Raw genomic sequence first — 16,525 nt, 5'->3', positions numbered from 1 at the left:
TAACTAATAAGAGTTCTGCGTCGCTGGCTATTTGCTAACTAAGATGTGATTAATCTCACTTTGCTGAGGATTTTTAGAAGTCCAGTAGTACAAAATGATTTTGTTATCTGGCTTATAACCTGCTACTTCTGAGAGGGGTAGCTTTTTAATATCCATAGACTTGATAGCATTTTCTTCGGTTGATTTAGTAGACCAATTTGCTTTCGCCGCAAAGTCTTGATCAATAGCGAAGTAATAAATGGTAGCCTCAGAATAGTTGGCGATATCTAAATTGCTATTTGAGATTTCAGCATTTACTTGTTCAAACGTACTTTTGGAAGGGTTGTCTGAACAATTTGAAAGTAAAAGTCCGACAAAAATTATAAGTAACGATAGTCTCATAATGATAGGGTTTATTTTTAAATTTATTGATAATTACAAAAAATGAATTAAAAGAGCTAATAAGGACTAAAATTAGTTACACCTAACGACATTGCGCTTAACCGGCACACGGACTGTTGTTGATTTGGCAACTAACGAAAGATGAGTCTTAAAACCAAGGTTGGCAAAGAATTGGCGAGGTGTGTCCGAGTTAAAGCGCGGGTTAGGCACCTATATTTCAAATTTACTATTCGATGTCGAGTCTCTTTTTAAAAGCTTTTAATATTTCCCTTTTATTCAATTTTTCACCTCTTAAGACTGTATATCTTATTTTTTTATCTATTTCTACCATTGTTTCCATAAGTTCTTGATTTGGTTCCCTACTAGAACTTTTTTTAAAGAAGTCTTGGTTATTTTCAACTAGATATTCCATCTCATCAATGATCTCATCTCTAGTTTTTACCATCTTTTTTAAATTCTCAAAATTAACTTCTCTTATTTTATGATTTGTAATATCAATACATTTCTGCAACCTTTTTCTCTGTGAAAGATATACTTTTAGGGAACCGGTCGTCTGTCTAGGTATGCGTGCTAAACTTGTCCATTTTCTTTTGTCGAAATTAAAGAAGATTTTAAATGGGATATCTCCTTTAGTTTTTCCAAAAGTGTATTTTTTATAATTTAAATTTTCTACATCAATACTATCACTGTCTCTTTCAATAGCAGAAATCTTAGAATGAATACTCCACCCCTCCAAATCGCTCTCTTTAAATAATTTTTTTTCTAACTCTTTAAAAGCCGACCGTACAGATTTAATATCTTCGAATTGCTGATCGACTTTTTTATTAAGTCTATTAAGTTTGTCTGCCTGAAAAACTATTACAGAAATAAGTATTACAATTATCCCATATATTAAAAAAGGCATTATTTAAACCCGGTTTCACTTGATTAAAAGAAAGTATTGTAAATGTAATAATAATGACTAAGCCAAGATCTTTTTATAAAAAGGTGCCTAACTGTAATTATATCAACTAGGGTATGTGTATAAATTTTTATGACTATGGCTCTATTTTCTTGAAAAATGGGGTAAAGTCCAAAATCTATATTATTTCACAATATTATGTCAAAGGGTATTGATATAACATTGTGATATAATATGACATTGGTATTAATTCATAATAAACAAGCATACTTTTTCTCTACCCATCTCTTTTAATCCCATCTTGTCCCATCCTATCGCAGCCCGTTACAGGCCATTCCAGCCCATCCCGGGGTATTTCCCTTGATTTGAAATAGTGTTACGTTGGCATCGGTGATTGTCGCAACTGATACAATCACGACATATTAACCAAGCCTGGCCCGATGCCTGAACCTTTGTCAAACCACATAGATACCCAGCCCCGCGACTACGCCACCACCCTCCAGGAACTGCGAGACGGGATTCCCATCTTTGGCCGCATTACCGGTCGGACCGACGATCACATCGACGTCGAAAAGGATATTCCCTTCAACATCCGTTCGCCCTTCAAGGTGGCCAAGGCCATGTGTCGCCTGGAGCCGGGCATCTACACCCTGCATACCGGAGCTGACCAGGACATCGAAATCAATTTCCGGATAGACGATCCCAACAAGCAGGCCGAAGCCGCCACTGATTTCGTCGGGCAACCAACGGGCTCCAGCCAAACCAACGACGAAGGCTATTACAGCAATCGCATTCTGCGGCTGGAAGGGGAGCTCCATGACGCCGACCGCAAGATTCGCCAGCAGGTCGATGAAATCATGACCCTCAAGCGGGAGCTGGCCGAAGATAAGACCACCACCCTGCTTACCCACCAGAAAGAGCTGGCCGACCTGAAAGAATCCCACCGCAACGAAATTGATCGCCTCAAAGAAATTCAACGTAGCAACCTTAAAGCCCTCGAAAAAGAGCTCGGCGAACTGGAAAAGGTAAAATTCCGCATGGAGATGGAACAGCGGGCCGGTGGCCGTGATGCCGGAAGCCGCATGCTGGATATGCTGGAAGAAAATGCGCCCCTGTTTTTTAGCGTCATCTCAGGGCTCTTTGCCCAACAGGGCGGCCAAGGCCAGCTAACCCCCGAGCAAGCCGAGGCTTTAAAAGCCTCGATAGCCAACAGCATGCAGGACCAACCAAATTCTTCACTACCCCAACAAGATGCCCACCTCAACGAAGAAGCCGAACAATCCAAAGGTGCCGGGGAGGAGACTCCTCGGCACCTTCCCGCCGACAAGGCCGATATCCCGGAGACCTTGTTGAACAAAACCGACGGGCCGACCCTGAACGGCAGCTTTACTTCGCCTGATGCAGGTGGCCATCCCGAATCAACCATGACCATATAACCGACGTTGAACAACCCCGCCATGAATCCCGATCACATCACCCTACTCAAAATGGCGCTCGAATACCTGGGCGACCGCCCGGAGCCCTACGGCCGCTATGCCAAGCGCATCAAATCCCAGCTGGCACTGATGCAGTCCTATGGGCGCCCCATTACGATCAGCGACTGGACACGCATGGCCCAACTACTTTCCGAAGAAGCGATAAGCAGGGATATAGGAGCCGAACGCATTGCAAAAACGATATATCCCCTTGTGGATGGATTAGGGCAACACGCAAATACGCTTGCCTATATCCCTGCCCCTTTCGCTTGCCAACAGCTGCTGCGGCTTACCGGCATGAATGTGAGTAATCAGGTAAAAATGCTCCTCACGGAAGTCATCATCCAGCTGCAAAAATTAGTCACGTCCAACGGACCTAAAACTTAGACCATCCCTATGCCTGCCATTACCCAACAACCCGTTACCACCCTGCGGGACAACATCTACGATACCCTGGACCGCCCGGCCATAACGACCATCACCCGCTCCCGGCAATTTACGGGCGTGCTGATCAGCCTGGGCGATCTGGACCCGAAATTGGCCAAACGCCTGCAAGATATCACAACGCGCAACCCCGAGCACGGCCTGCAACTCCTGCTCGACTATATCACCTACCGCTCTTGAGCAGCCACTATCCCCATATCACCCCTTCCCGACAAGCAGTCACTACTGACGATTCAGTGACGAGCAAAAAGGCGGCAGCATCCTCTCCCCAAGGAGGTGCTGCCGACCCTATTATTGCCCACCGGCGACCATACCCTGGTATTGAGGGCGTCCTGGGACTAGCTTCCCAGCTGGTCACCAAGTACACCGGGCGCGAGGACATCCGCGAGCTAGCACTAAAAATCACTCGTAGGGTTCCCAGGAATATAAGCACAGGCCTGCCTGACCTGCGAAATGTAGACCAAATTGCCGAAGCCATTTACAAGTGGATAACGAGCAACATCAACTACGTCCGCGACCCCTGGAATATTGAACGCATTCAGTCTCCGGATGTCACCCTGCGGCAAAAAGCCGGAGACTGTGACGACCACGCGATCCTGTCGGCGGCGCTGCTGCAAACCCTGGGCATTCAAACCGGCTTTCGTATTGTGAGCCGAACGGGGCGAACCTACGATCACATTTATACGGTTTTCCGCTCCCCGGGCGGATGGAAATCCTTTGATACGACTGTCGCCAAATATCCCGGATTCGCATTTGATGAAACCCTCATCAAAAAGTCCAAACACCTGATCGAACCGCATGCCGGATCACCTGGGCATTGATCCAATTACGGCGGCAACGGCCGCAACCACAGCCCTGCAAACGGGCGTAACCATGAAAACCACTGTTTTCAAAATGGTTTGGCGCCAAAGATAAGGACGAACGCATCCAGCGCGGCCAGTGGCGAGATTACCTGATGGCCCGAGGGGTCCGGTCGGATGTTATTTCGTTTTCCCAAAAAGATAACGCGATCCTCAAGCAGTACGCTCAGGTTATCCAAGAGCACGGCCAACCAGCCGTTGATCACCTGAACCGGTTCGGAAGTCTGGACAACAGTTTTCTGGCAGGTCAACAACAATCCCAACACAAAAAATGGCTCCTCTACGGCGGACTCTCAGCCGGCGTTCTCACGCTTGGCGGGATCGGCTACTGGGCCCTTAACCACTGATAATTTTATGAGTAGCTCTTACGTGCAACCTATAGCAATCCAAGTGGCCGACGACCAACTAACCATCTCTACCAACCTACGATCGGCTGGTGGATTGGGAGGCTGGGAACAGGACGATCCCTGCCGGTATGCCAACCAAAGCTGCAAAGGCAAAATGTTTGGAGCTCTAAAACGGTGCCGACGCAAGCGTGAAAAATCCCAAGCCCTCTGCAAGGCCCACGATCGCAAGCTGGCTGAAAAGAAGAAAATCCAGCAGGAAAAACAGCAGCTCATGACGGCGCTTCAGCATAACGTGACCGACACTGCCGAAAAACAGCAGACCGCCAGTACGGCCATGATTGCCGGGGCGGCTGTCGGAGGCGTGGCCATCCTCGGGGCAGCTATACTGCTTATCGCCAAAAAGAAAAAAGCCAACTCCAAATCCACGTAGAGGTACAACAATGAGCACCAACGCTTTCGATCAAATCGATTTCCTGCAAACCACTCGTCCGTTCCGTTATAACCTGACCAATAGCACGCTCCCACCCATGCAATCGGAGCCAAAGAAAACCAAGTTCGGCAGTGTGTTGAATGACTTGTCCAGCTTTTTAACCACGGCGGCCGATACGGCCGTAACCGTGGACGGGGTTATCAATGGCGGAAAAAACAACCCGTCAGGCAACGGCCTGACGCCCGAGCAACAGATGGCGCTCATGCAAGCCCAAAAATCCGGCGGAAGTAGCATGACATCAATCTTACTTATCGGCGGTGTGATCGCCGTTGGCGGAGGTATCATGTACACCTTGCTCAAAAAGAAGTCCTGATATGATAGAAGCTATTGAAACTACAGCCCATCCCGTGGGCATTTCCCACTTTATCGATGGGCATATTCCCAACGGGCGCTATCCGAACCCCTCGCTATCGGAGGAAACCGTCTACCTGCAACCAACGATTCAGCTGCAGGAAGTTCCCAAAGGCGCCGAGGTTGAAGCCCCCGAAAACCAATCTATCTGCGAGCGACTCTCCGGCAAACAACCGACCGAAGAGCTACGCCAGTGGTTTGAGCGGAACAAAAAAACCCTGGGATGGATCGCCGGGGGATATCTCGTATTTCGAATCATAACCAGACGAAAACAGCAATGACCCAGACCCATTCTGCATATAGCGACAACGGCTTAGGATCCGCCGGTATCACCGGGAATATCATCAGCTCTGAGGCGGGGGAAGTTCGCATTATTGGCAGGCATCCCGAGCGCGGGCTGCCGAAATCCGGGACCCCATTTTCGGTCGATATCGAAATTGACCGGTACCGCAACATCTGGAACTCGTTTCTGCTGATCTCCTGTCCGGATGCGGTTGTGGCCGCCCTGGATCCCCAAAGCCGAACGGTGCTGGCTATATCCCGCATCCTTACGAGCATGTGGGATGGGTGTCGGGGGCAAACGCGGCTGGTCTTCGGGCGCTCTTTCCGTCCGGACCGCAATCATCCGGTTATTTTTGAACTGCACCACGGCAATGTAACGGAGGCTACGATATCGGAGGCTAAACCCCTGGCAATGTCGAAGGTTATGACGCTGGATCTGGATATCGAGGAAGGTCAACAAAGCGGAGTATATGCCCCGCCCACTGAGTCGTGGTATGATATTAGCTTACCGAACCCGCAACACGCATTCAGCGGCGTCAACAGCACGCTTACCAAAGCCCTGTGGCTGGTGGGCATCGGCGCCGGAGCGTACTTCCTCGGCCCTCTGATGCCCGGTCTGCGAGATAGCATGAAACAGACTACTCAACCAGGCAACACCAACAAGGACAACCGAATGCGTGAGCTCATTGAAGGCCGCGACTATCAAATTGTCGATGATGGCATGGGCGACCTCAGCAGTTACCTGCGCCAGACCGGCCGAAACGCCTTTCGCAAAGCCATTGGCCTTGCCGACCGCACGCTGAGCGGCAAGAAAGGAAAAGCGGCAACCACGGCCATCATCATGGCTGATCTTACGACCGATAAGGATGGACTAAACAGGGTATATAGCCAACATGCCGGGGTCATTAACCGGTACTTTGAATACCTGGACCTACAAGCCGTAAGTGATTTCATCGGCCTTGAAGAAACCATCGCAACCAGCAAACCTGTGGCCGCCCTCAAAAACGCCGGTATGCTATCCGTTGGCATCGCCATCGGCATTGCCGGACTCACCTTTTACAATCGAAACCGATCTTAATTAATGACACTCAACATAGGCGACAAAGGTCCCCAGGTTATGCACCTGCAATCGGCACTTAAAGGCTATGGGAATTGCCCTCCCCAAATATGGCGTCGATGGCATCTTCGGCCCGGAAACCCAACAGGCGGTCAAACAAGCCCAGCAAAAATTAGGACTACAACCAAGTGGAACAGCTGATCAGATGCTAATCAGTAAGCTTGGAATAAACCCACAATCTCTCCAAGTAACCCGAAATAGCTCCTTCCCGAAAACAGCTCTCATTGCCATAGGGACCATCGCTATCATAGGAATTGGAATCGCAATTAAACGAACTAAACAAGGCTAATATGGAATCAATGACTGCCCAGCAGCTTGCAAAACTTAACATCAAAGGCATTAAAATTACCCAACCCTATGGAAAGCTTCTGGGCGAACCCGAGAAAAATGCCGTCGTTTTTATCTGGGGCGAAAAAGGAGCCGGTAAATCCACGATGAGCCTGGGACTGGCTGACGCGCTGGCCGCCCACGGCCGCATCGAATATATCCCCGCCGAAGAGCATTTTGGTAAAACCCTGGTCGACCGCGTCAAGCGACTCGGAGCCACCCACCAGAACCTCCATTTTACCAAGTGGAAATCTATTCAGTCCCTCAAAGAAGTGCTACTTAAGAATCAGTCCTTCGCCTGCATCCTAGATTCCATTTCGGTAATTGATGCCAACGCGAAGGAAACCGTGGAGCTGGCCCAGTGGTGCCGCGAAAACGGGATCATGTTTGTGATGGTCTCCCATGCCACCAAAGACGGGCAGTACAAAGGAAATACCAGCATCGCCCACGAGTGTGATATCGAGATCAAGGTCACCAAAGAAGGCGGGGCCGAAACCGAGAAAAACCGGTACCGAGAGCTTACGTCCATTGCCGTACCGTTTACAGCGGATGATCGACAGGTACCCACCAAACCATCAGCAGAAGATAACTCCGAGGGCAACCGCGAAAACCCTGTGGATACGCCGTTTAAGATTACCCTAAAGGAGCTCGACAAACTCCACAAAATCCGCTCCTGGAAACGCATTAATTCCATGTTTGGCAGCAAGATGCCGTGTTACGCCCCCAAGCATTCCGGGGAATCTGAAAACGCCCACCTGTCCATCCGCTATACGGCCGACTACCCCAAAAAGCGATATATCATGGATCTGCTGCTGGACGGCCACCTCCAGTACCAAGCCTGCACGGAAGGAAAAGAAGGCGGGCTGAAAGCGTGCTGGAAAAAACTGGTGAAGAAGTACGGCGACCTGGAAATCCGCATCTACAAGCAAGATCACGCCAAAGTGGTGCTGGGAGCCAAAGAATACAAGCGACAGGAACGAGCGCTTGCTAAAAAGGAAAAGCAGTCTACTGCAGGTGATTCACCTGCGCCAAAGCCGAAAAAGAAAGCAACTACCAAAAACAAACCCACTCCTGTTAAGCAATCCAAGAAAACGACTACTAAAGAAAAACCGGCAAAGAAGAATATTCAATCTGACGAAGAAACCCGGCCACCGGTAGACCTCGAAGCCGCCAAAGAAAGTCAGGCTAAACTGGATGCCTTTTTAACCAAAATACTGGGCTAACCCTATGCGAGACAATCCGACTGTTACCCCTTTTGAAGATATTACGACTGATGATTACCCCGGGATTTTTGGAGATTTTGACGGGGACGGCATCCCCAACGCCGACGATCCCAACCCACAGCGGGCCGGGGACACCGAAACTGTTGAAGAGGTTAAACTCACCGAAGAAATCAAGCAACTAATAGATCTGCGCGGTGATTACCAGCAAGCCCTCGATGAGGTAATCGCGAAGCTCCAAGCCCTGCAACCGGATGCCACGGTTAAGGGACGCGTGAAATCTCCCTACTCGGTCATCAATAAACTCCGTCGCAAACGCATTAAAACCGATATTAAGCAGGCTGATACAAACGAACTTTATACCCAAGGTCTGACCGATATGGCCGGGTGTATGATCGTGTTGGCTGGACAAGCCGAACTGGATCAGGTGGCCCGGCAGATCTCGTCAGGTGCAATTGGAACCATCTTTGAACATGAGGACAAATACGCCCAGCCGGTAGGCGGCTACCGGGCACACCACTTTATTGTAATGGGGGGTCCAGCCGGGGATATTCCCGTCGAAGTGCAGGTGAAAACCGCGCGGATGGCCCAAATCGCCCAAGTAGCCCACGAGCCGTATAAAACTGGCGCGCTGAACACCCACCGAATGCAACAGCTGACCGATCTGGCCTGGCAAGCCGACCAGGGAAACAAGGAAGCTATTAACAAAATAGATGCTCTTCTTGAAGATCCAACGAAACTAACGAACAAATTGACTACCCGCACTAATCCTTCCAGCGAGCTTCAGGAACTTCAAGAGTCCTTCACTCTGGCAGTAAAGAAACTGGCCCTGGCCTTTTCGCTCGACCGGTTTCCCCAGCAGCATCGCGATGAGGCTGTGGAACTATTTCGGGGGCACGGGGAGATTATCGGCGTCGATTTTGACCAGATTTTCTCGGCGGCCCAACAGAAAGCCCAAACCCCTGAAAAAGAAGACGACCGATCATACCAACAGCCCAGAGATCGCGCGGGAGAAGCCGAATATGGAAGCGATTTTTCCGGCCTCCAGCTTACAAATTTTGCTCCGATCAAACTCTCAAAATCCGAGCGTCGCCGGGCCAATGAAGCGGCCCTGGCGGTCCTCGAAAAAGAAGATCGAGCGATTACCGAATCTGACCTGGACACCCTTCGCCAATATACCGGAGCAGGCGGACTTGGGTACGGTGAAGATCGCACCGGGACCGAACGCGGCCTGCTCAACGAGCACTACACTTCCTACCAGCTGGTCGGGCTCATCTGGGACAAACTCCAGGCCATGGGCGTGAAAGCGGGCAACATTTTAGAGCCCGGGGCAGGCGTAGGCAATTTTGCGGGTTTCCTTCCGAATCACGATAACTACCGCATGCTGATGGTTGAGCGATCTGCGGTAAGCTCCCGCATTGCAAGATTGCTTTATCCCAACCAGTTAGTTAAACACGAAAACTTTGCTCAGACCGACCTATCGCTATATAATCTTACCGGCGCAGTGGGCAACGTCCCCTTTGGAGATATTAAAATTCACACCCAGCGCGACCCGCTGGCCCACCTGAATCCACGTATCCATGACTACTTTATCCTGAAATCCCTGGACGCCCTCCAGCCGGGCGGCTTTATGGCCGTCATCACCTCGGTGGGCACCATGGACAAAAAGGATCCGGCCATCCGGCAGGCCATGGTCCAGCGAGCCCGATTTGTGGGCGCCTACCGGCTGCCCTCGACCGCCTTTAAAGACAATGCCGATACGCTGGTCACGACCGATCTTATTTTGTTTCAGAAGTACCCCGATGTTGACGGAGAAACCCATCCGGACGCCAGTAACGAGCTCAACCGGCTGTTTGCCTATGAGGACATGGCTGTTTCAACAACCGAGTATAACGATGAATCATACAGCGCCTACTACAATCCCTACTTCCAAAAGTATCCCGAGCAGGTATTAGGGGAGCATATTCAGGGCCACGACATGCAGTTTCTGACGCGCATGGGCGTAAAAGGCCAAGTGGACCAAGCGATGATTACCCGCGTGCTGGAAGATAATCTGGGGTTCCCCTATCCACTTCCAAACCGGCCGCCGTTCTACCGGATCCCCGATGAAGGAGTGCGACTAAATACTACCCGGGATTATCATGCTGGGAACATCATCTTCCACGAAGACAATTTCTATGAAAAACAGCGACACTATTTTAAGCCTCTTGCTGTAGGAAGCAAGGACAAAGCGAGCGAAGGATTGCGAGAGAAAATAGCCTCGGCCTGCCGGATGCTCGACACCTATGATGATTTCGTGACCGCGCTAGCCCAAGACAGCGGGCAAAAAGAGCCGCTCCGCGAGGAATTCAAGGAGCTGCTCCGGGCCCATATCGACACCTACGGCATTCCCGATGAAGACGAGGATATCCGCGCGGTATTTCGCTATGACAACCGCCTGTATAAACTCACGACCTTTGTGAAACGTGACCCGATCAGCGCGGAGCTGGTCTACGCCGATATCATTGATGCCGACTCGATGTTCAACGACAATTACGTGCCGGCGGTATCGGACTCCGATGACCTGGCCGAAATCGCTATGTACGGCCGCTCTATTGGCGAAGACCTTACGCTGGATTTCTACCAGTCTACCTACAAAGGGGGGACGGCCAGTCGGGGCGAGCTCACCAAAGCGATCGCCGGGCACCCGGACTTCTTCTATAACCCCGAGTCAGCCAACTACGAGTTTCGCTACCAGTACCTGGCCGGCAACGTTCGCCAGAAGCTGGAGCTGGCCGAAGACAACCAGCTGGAAAAGAATATCCAGGCGCTCAAGGCGGTCCTTCCCGAATGGATTGACGCCTACAGCATCACCGTGGATCCCCGCCATATTTTTACCTATCTGCCCACGAAAGTGCTTGTCCAGTGGATTACTGATGAGCTCGGCTACCGGGACGTGCATATCGGACTCGTCAAGGACAAAGCCGAGCTGGGCAATCGCTTCTACATGAAACTCCGCAAAGGCGGCCGGTACATTAAAAATGGAGAAGAAACCCAAGATGACTGGAACCAGGGATGGGGACAGACGCCCTTCAGCAAGATTATTAATAATTATATCCAGGACTCCAGCTTCCCGCTGGTCTTCTACGATGAGGACGACAACGTCCTCCCAAATATGACCCTGAAACACGCCGAGCAGAAAGGCCTTACCGCCCTGATCGAGCGATCCCGCGCCAAGCAGCGGACCCATAACGACCAGATGCTAACGCGGGTGCCTCAAAAATTCAACCACTGGGTGCGCACCAAAGCGTCCACCGAAATGCGCGAGCTCATCGAAGAGGCGTATAACCACGAGTATAACGCTCATATCAACCCGCAGTTTGACGGCAATACGCTCCGCGTGCGCGGCATGTCGGATACCTTTTACGGGGTAAAGGACTTTGCGGTATATAAGCACAACCGCGCAGTTGCTGAAAAGTTAGTCTGGAACGGACGGGGCGCTAACTGCCACGATGTGGGCGCCGGGAAAACGCTGGCCTCGATCATTACCTCACAGGTGCTGGCCCAGCAGGGCGCCTGCCGCAAGCCGATGTTTGTGGTGCCCGGGAAAGTGCAGGAGAAATGGGTCGAAGAATATTCGATGCTGTTCCCGGACGCCAAAATTCTCAACATGAAAATGGCTGGTCCCGACCGCCACAAGGAACTGACCATGGCCCAGCTCTACCACTGGGACGCGATCTTTATCGCCGACCATGCGTTTAAGAGTCTACCCCTTTCCCCGGCCGTGCAACAGCAGATGTATTCGGAGCGCGTCGAATACTTCGATCAAATGATCGAGAATTTTGACGAGTTGATCGAAGAAGACGATGCCCTCAGCTCCACGGCCAAAAAGTCGATGGTCACCCGCCTGGAGAAAATGAAAGAAGAGTGGGAGGCCAAGCTCCGCAGTGTAGCAAGCACCCAGCGACTGGAAACGGATATCTTTTTTGATGAGCTCGGCGTAGACGCCCTCTTCTTTGACGAGGCCCATTTCTACAAAAACGCCCTCGGCAGCGCCAAAGCCGCCAAGCTGGGTATTGCGGCAAACAAACCGTCTCAGCGAGCCGAAGATGCCCTCCAGAAAACGAAGTGGCTGTTTTCAAAAGTCGGTTACAAGAACGTGTTTGTCCTGACCGCTACACCCGTGGTGAATTCCCCAGTCGAGGTATGGCACATGCTCAACCTGTGCGCCCCGGACCTGCTGGAGAAGTACCAGATTGCGAACCTCGACAACTTCATCAACCAGTTCGTCCGCGAGGAGGAGAAGATCGTCAAAAAAACCAACGGCGAATACCGAACCGAGCGGGTGGTGGCCGGGTATTACAACCTGCCGGAGATGCGGGCCATCATCGATGAAGTCATGGACATCAAAAGCTATGATCAGCTGGTGGGGTTCTACGAGAAGTATCCCGACTACCTTCGGGACGAATCAGGTGAAATCATTACGGATAACCAGGACAATCCCCAAGCACTCAAACCAAAATTCAAGCGGCCCGAGGCCGAAACCAAACAGCAGGTCATCGAGCCCAGCGAGATTCACAAGCTGCTCTTTGATGATATTATCCTCCGGGCCGATAATATCCTCGACTGCATGCGCCAGCGCGGGTGCCAGACCAAAGACAACTTCCTGGTAATCACCGGCGACGGCAGCAAGATTGCGACCGACCTTCGCGTCTATGACAACAGTTTTAAGGGCGTCGACGGCAAATTCCTAAAGCTGGGGGCTCTGACTCAAAACGTAGCGGAAAGTTACGCTACCCGCGAAAATCCTGGCCCCGAACGTATCTCGGAAAGCATCTATGGAGATTTCTTTTCCAAAGGACCAATTGCCAGAGAAAACCCGAACCCCTACCAAGGCCAATCCCGCCACAAACTTATTAAGGAGCTCAAATCCCTGGGATACTTTGAGGAAGTTGCCGGAGAGATCGAAGCCACCGAAGGCGACCTCCACGAGGCGCCGGTGGGCAAACAATTCTTACTAAACAAAATCGAGAAGCAACGCGAAAAACACTCCGACGGAAGCGACAAGAAAGAGGAAATCTTTGACCGGGCTGTTATGATTGTCGAGGCGCTATATAGCGACCGCGAGAATCCAACGGCTCCCACCTTCCGCAACCAAATTATCTTCTGCGACTGGATATCGGTGGAAGGCCAAAAAGGCGGAAGCTACCATCAGCTGATCAAAGAGGAGCTGGCGGGAGCTGGAATCCCGAAAGATCAAATTGCCATTATTAACGGCTCTATTATTGGCACTGGCGCTAAAGGAGAAGATTATTTCATCTCTTCTTCCGACGATAAGGAAGCCCTTAAAAAACAGGTGCAGGATGATTTCAACGTGGGCAAGTACCGGGTGCTGATCGGCAACCAGTCGATTGCTGAAGGCATGAACCTGCAAAAATGGACCACTGACCTGCATCACATGGACGTGCCCTACACCCCCTCACAGATCCAGCAGCGCAACGGGCGCGGGCTCCGCCAGGGCAACCAGCACCGCAAAGTCAATATTCATTTCTACTTGATGAAAGACTCTTTCGATCAGTACCGCCTGGAGCTGGTCAGCAAGAAACAAAGCTGGATTGACGAGCTCTTTTTCGGGGACGGCCGAGAAACCTCCGCTGACTCCGACGGAGAGTCCCTGGAATACGAGCAGATGGTCGCCGCCACCAACTCCGACCCCCGGGTCAAAGAGTTTTTCCAGTCCAAAGCCCAAACCAAGGTGCTAAAGGCCCGCATCGAATCGCTGCTCAGTGAGACCCAGCGCCTGGAATCTTCGCTGGCCCAGGCAAGCGGGGATGTGACCAAACGAACCGAGCGCATGGAATCCGCCATCCAGCGAGAACAAACCCTCATTGATTCTGAGCTGCCTACTTCGGGCGTCCGAAGCCCTTGAGAACGGACTCATTCGCATCGGCTGGCTGGACTACAGCGGGGAGATCGGTTCCATTGAAAACAACCTGTCCCCGGACGGCAAACGCGTCCCCCGGTTCCGCCACGAGCTCACCCTCGACGTGCCCAAAAACAACGCCAACGGTCGGGTGCTGTTTAATCTCATCCCTGATCCGAACGCGCCCAACCGAAGTTTCTATAACAAGATTAAGTGGAGCTCGATCAAGCAGATGGCGGGCGATCAGCTAAATGAATTATTCGGTTGGTCCATGGACGAGCCCGTCCAATCGGGGCGAAGTCTGGCAGGCAACAAAGGCAACATTATTGCGAATGAGTCTGATTTCTACGCCCATTACGAGATCGACATGGAGGCCGAGAAAAGCAAGACCACCCCGGACGGGGTCGAGGTCACCTACGACCAAATAAAGCAGCGGCTGGGCATGTACAAAACCCAGCGCTGGCTGCCGATCATCAAAGCATAAATTGGCCGAGCTCTTCCTTGCCCTCGAAAAAGGATGGCAACAGTCCGCCGAAACCCGCATCCAGCAGATCACCGCCGAGCTGGACCGCTCGAAGAAAACCCTGAAGGAATTAGAGAGTAACCCACGAGCAAACGCGGAAAGAATTAGAGCAAGCTCAGGCCAACCTAAAAACCAACCAGGACACCGTAACCAAACTCCAGGATGTGGTCAACGAACTCGTAAAAACCAAATTTTCCGACCGCTCTGAGCTCTACGAAGAGCTCAATCGCATCGCGCCCACCTATGGCGTAAAAGGAACCGTCCGCGTTCGGGAAGTCGGTATTTATCGAGATGCTAAAGAAGTCAGACCAAATAGCTCTGAAAGCATCCATGATGTACAACTACAAAACCTACCACGGCCGCTAAAAACCTTATTTGGCGATCCCCTGGTATATGCGGGAACCGTAGGCGAGCTGGAGTTTATCGATGCCAAGGGCTTCATGCAGCGCATTGAACCGGAAGAACAGAAGCTAGCCATGATCATAGACGGGGACGGAACCACGCTGTTCGCTTTCCCCACCCAACGCATGAAGCTGCTCAAAGGCGCGGTTGACAGCGACGAAGCCACCCGAATGTACGAGGAGTTTCACCATTTCCCGCCGGATGACTACGACTATGAACTGTTTCCACCCACCGGGGCCGAATTGGTTTCGGTCGGCCACGCCGAGCGCATCATGTACGCCAGCGACAAGGTCATCTACCCCGGCGACGAGAAAGGCGACAACCACCAGTACTATCACTACTTCGACGACGGGAAACGCCCCATCTTCCAATATGGAGACGTGTATATCATAACCAACCTGAACATCGACGGACGCGGTATTCTCAACTGATCCCCATAACCCACCACCCTATGACCCAACGAATATTTGCAAAAAATCCAACCCACTTGGATATCATCGAAAACCCAACAACCCCAAAACCTGCAACTATGGCAAAACAACTAACAACCGAAAAAGCGGTAAGCGAATTTAAGCAACAGCTTATCACTGCCGGATACATTGTGGGCGGCCAGGCAATTGGTGCGCAGCTTAATGGGCTGGCCGTTCCCGCTATCCTTGGCGGAAGCTCGGCTACTGTCCAGCAAGCGGCCCGCGTCGGCCTCCCCCTCACTTTAGGCATGGTCTTTACCATGTTCACCAAAAACAAACACCTCCGTGGTCTCGCGATGGGACTGGGCGTGCAAGGCGTGATGGAACTCATCAAGTTCGTCATGCCCGACTGGACGCCTTCCAGGGACTGATGGAAGGAAGCGAATACCTGTGGGACAACGAGCCTGCGGCGGTAGTCACTCCGGCCCCGCTTCCCCAGCAGACCGGCCACGTCTCTCAAATCGAAAACATCATTGAGGAAACCGTGGAGGTATAACCCACTCTTTTTACTCATAGCTCTCACTGAACGGAGACTGCTTACGGGAATAAGCCAAAACGGCCGCAAGGCCCAACTAAAATCTCTTTAACAACACAAGCTATGAGCAACCAAATTACCAAAAAAGCAATTGTACCCGCCAGCGCCCGCATCAAAACCTATTTTGATACGCAGAAAGTAGAACAAAACGGGGCGGTCCTTAATTTCTTTCCTCCGAACTCGACCCGGAAGATCACCCGTAACAATTATGTCGGGAACCCTTTCCCCGGTGAGCTGAAGCGTCGCATCCTGGCCCTCTCCTTCGAGGTCACCAAGCAGTTCATCGAGGATGATGAGGCCAACGGCATCGACGCCCGCGGCATTGTGAACTCCCTGAAAGACGCCGGTGTGATCTTGCCAGGCCGACAACGACAACAAGGAGTTTTTGCGCGTGCCGATCTCCAAGCACTCCAACTTCTCCGGAACAGGCATGCACATGGTGGCCGGCACGGCCAACAGCGCCGATGCTCCGGTGGTCTTCAAGCGTATCGCCTCGCT

Annotated in this window: 17 protein-coding genes and 1 pseudogene; 16 read left to right on the top strand and 2 right to left on the bottom strand. The window is 51.4% G+C overall.

All coding sequences use genetic code 11. From position 1 onward, the window contains the following. Window positions 1-27 precede the first annotated feature (27 nt). Complete coding sequence (locus U5J89_RS09355) at window positions 28-381, bottom strand: hypothetical protein (protein WP_322575356.1); 354 nt, start codon at window positions 379-381, stop codon at window positions 28-30. Window positions 382-607: 226 nt separating this feature from the next. Next, window positions 608-1,285 carry a hypothetical protein gene (locus tag U5J89_RS09350; protein ID WP_322575355.1) on the bottom strand — a complete coding sequence of 226 codons (678 nt, stop codon included), beginning with the start codon at window positions 1,283-1,285 and terminating at the stop codon, window positions 608-610. Window positions 1,286-1,722: 437 nt separating this feature from the next. On the opposite strand from U5J89_RS09350, the gene U5J89_RS09345 reads away from it, so the two are divergent. From U5J89_RS09345 to U5J89_RS09270, 16 genes and pseudogenes are all read left to right on the top strand, one after another. Continuing rightward, complete coding sequence (locus U5J89_RS09345) at window positions 1,723-2,718, top strand: hypothetical protein (protein ID WP_322575354.1); 996 nt, start codon at window positions 1,723-1,725, stop codon at window positions 2,716-2,718. A gap of 21 nt (window positions 2,719-2,739) precedes the next feature. Continuing rightward, window positions 2,740-3,144 carry a hypothetical protein gene (locus U5J89_RS09340; protein ID WP_322575353.1) on the top strand — a complete coding sequence of 135 codons (405 nt, stop codon included), beginning with the start codon at window positions 2,740-2,742 and terminating at the stop codon, window positions 3,142-3,144. 9 nt (window positions 3,145-3,153) lie between these two features. Continuing rightward, window positions 3,154-3,381, top strand: a complete 228-nt coding sequence (locus U5J89_RS09335; protein ID WP_322575352.1) for a hypothetical protein — start codon at window positions 3,154-3,156, stop codon at window positions 3,379-3,381. 56 nt (window positions 3,382-3,437) lie between these two features. Continuing rightward, a complete protein-coding gene (locus tag U5J89_RS09330) occupies window positions 3,438-4,022 on the top strand; it encodes a transglutaminase-like domain-containing protein (protein ID WP_322575351.1) in 585 nt (194 codons plus the stop codon). 134 nt (window positions 4,023-4,156) lie between these two features. After that, window positions 4,157-4,408, top strand: a complete 252-nt coding sequence (locus U5J89_RS09325) for a hypothetical protein (protein ID WP_322575350.1) — start codon at window positions 4,157-4,159, stop codon at window positions 4,406-4,408. A gap of 7 nt (window positions 4,409-4,415) precedes the next feature. Then, on the top strand, window positions 4,416-4,838 hold the full coding sequence (locus U5J89_RS09320) for a hypothetical protein (protein ID WP_322575349.1): 423 nt from the start codon (window positions 4,416-4,418) through the stop codon (window positions 4,836-4,838). Window positions 4,839-4,848: 10 nt separating this feature from the next. Then, on the top strand, window positions 4,849-5,211 hold the full coding sequence (locus U5J89_RS09315) for a hypothetical protein (RefSeq protein WP_322575348.1): 363 nt from the start codon (window positions 4,849-4,851) through the stop codon (window positions 5,209-5,211). Between the two features lies 1 nt (window position 5,212). Then, the gene (locus tag U5J89_RS09310; RefSeq protein ID WP_322575347.1) at window positions 5,213-5,530 is read left to right on the top strand and encodes a hypothetical protein; all 318 of its coding nucleotides are present in this window, start codon (window positions 5,213-5,215) and stop codon (window positions 5,528-5,530) included. Beyond that, the gene (locus U5J89_RS09305; protein ID WP_322575346.1) at window positions 5,527-6,609 is read left to right on the top strand and encodes a hypothetical protein; all 1,083 of its coding nucleotides are present in this window, start codon (window positions 5,527-5,529) and stop codon (window positions 6,607-6,609) included. Before U5J89_RS09310 ends, U5J89_RS09305 begins: the two co-directional genes overlap by 4 nt. A gap of 67 nt (window positions 6,610-6,676) precedes the next feature. After that, window positions 6,677-6,937 (top strand): peptidoglycan-binding protein, encoded by a 261-nt coding sequence (locus U5J89_RS09300; RefSeq protein WP_322575345.1) that lies wholly within the window; start codon window positions 6,677-6,679, stop codon window positions 6,935-6,937. A 1-nt stretch (window position 6,938) separates the two neighbouring features. After that, on the top strand, window positions 6,939-8,198 hold the full coding sequence (locus tag U5J89_RS09295; RefSeq protein WP_322575344.1) for a hypothetical protein: 1,260 nt from the start codon (window positions 6,939-6,941) through the stop codon (window positions 8,196-8,198). A 4-nt stretch (window positions 8,199-8,202) separates the two neighbouring features. After that, window positions 8,203-14,103, top strand: a complete 5,901-nt coding sequence (locus U5J89_RS09290; protein ID WP_322575343.1) for a helicase-related protein — start codon at window positions 8,203-8,205, stop codon at window positions 14,101-14,103. Continuing rightward, a complete protein-coding gene (locus U5J89_RS09285) occupies window positions 14,063-14,581 on the top strand; it encodes a hypothetical protein (RefSeq protein ID WP_322575342.1) in 519 nt (172 codons plus the stop codon). Before U5J89_RS09290 ends, U5J89_RS09285 begins: the two co-directional genes overlap by 41 nt. Window positions 14,582-14,784: 203 nt before the next feature. Further along, a complete protein-coding gene (locus U5J89_RS09280) occupies window positions 14,785-15,453 on the top strand; it encodes a hypothetical protein (RefSeq protein ID WP_322575341.1) in 669 nt (222 codons plus the stop codon). A gap of 20 nt (window positions 15,454-15,473) precedes the next feature. Next, the gene (locus tag U5J89_RS09275) at window positions 15,474-15,863 is read left to right on the top strand and encodes a hypothetical protein (RefSeq protein WP_322575340.1); all 390 of its coding nucleotides are present in this window, start codon (window positions 15,474-15,476) and stop codon (window positions 15,861-15,863) included. A 227-nt stretch (window positions 15,864-16,090) separates the two neighbouring features. Next, window positions 16,091-16,525, top strand: a pseudogene (locus U5J89_RS09270) (hypothetical protein); the annotation flags it as partial.

The sequence above is a fragment of the Fodinibius sp. genome (assembly GCF_034521915.1).
Lineage (GTDB): Bacteria > Bacteroidota > Rhodothermia > Balneolales > Balneolaceae > Fodinibius.
This window is presented reverse-complemented; position numbering and strand designations above follow the sequence as displayed.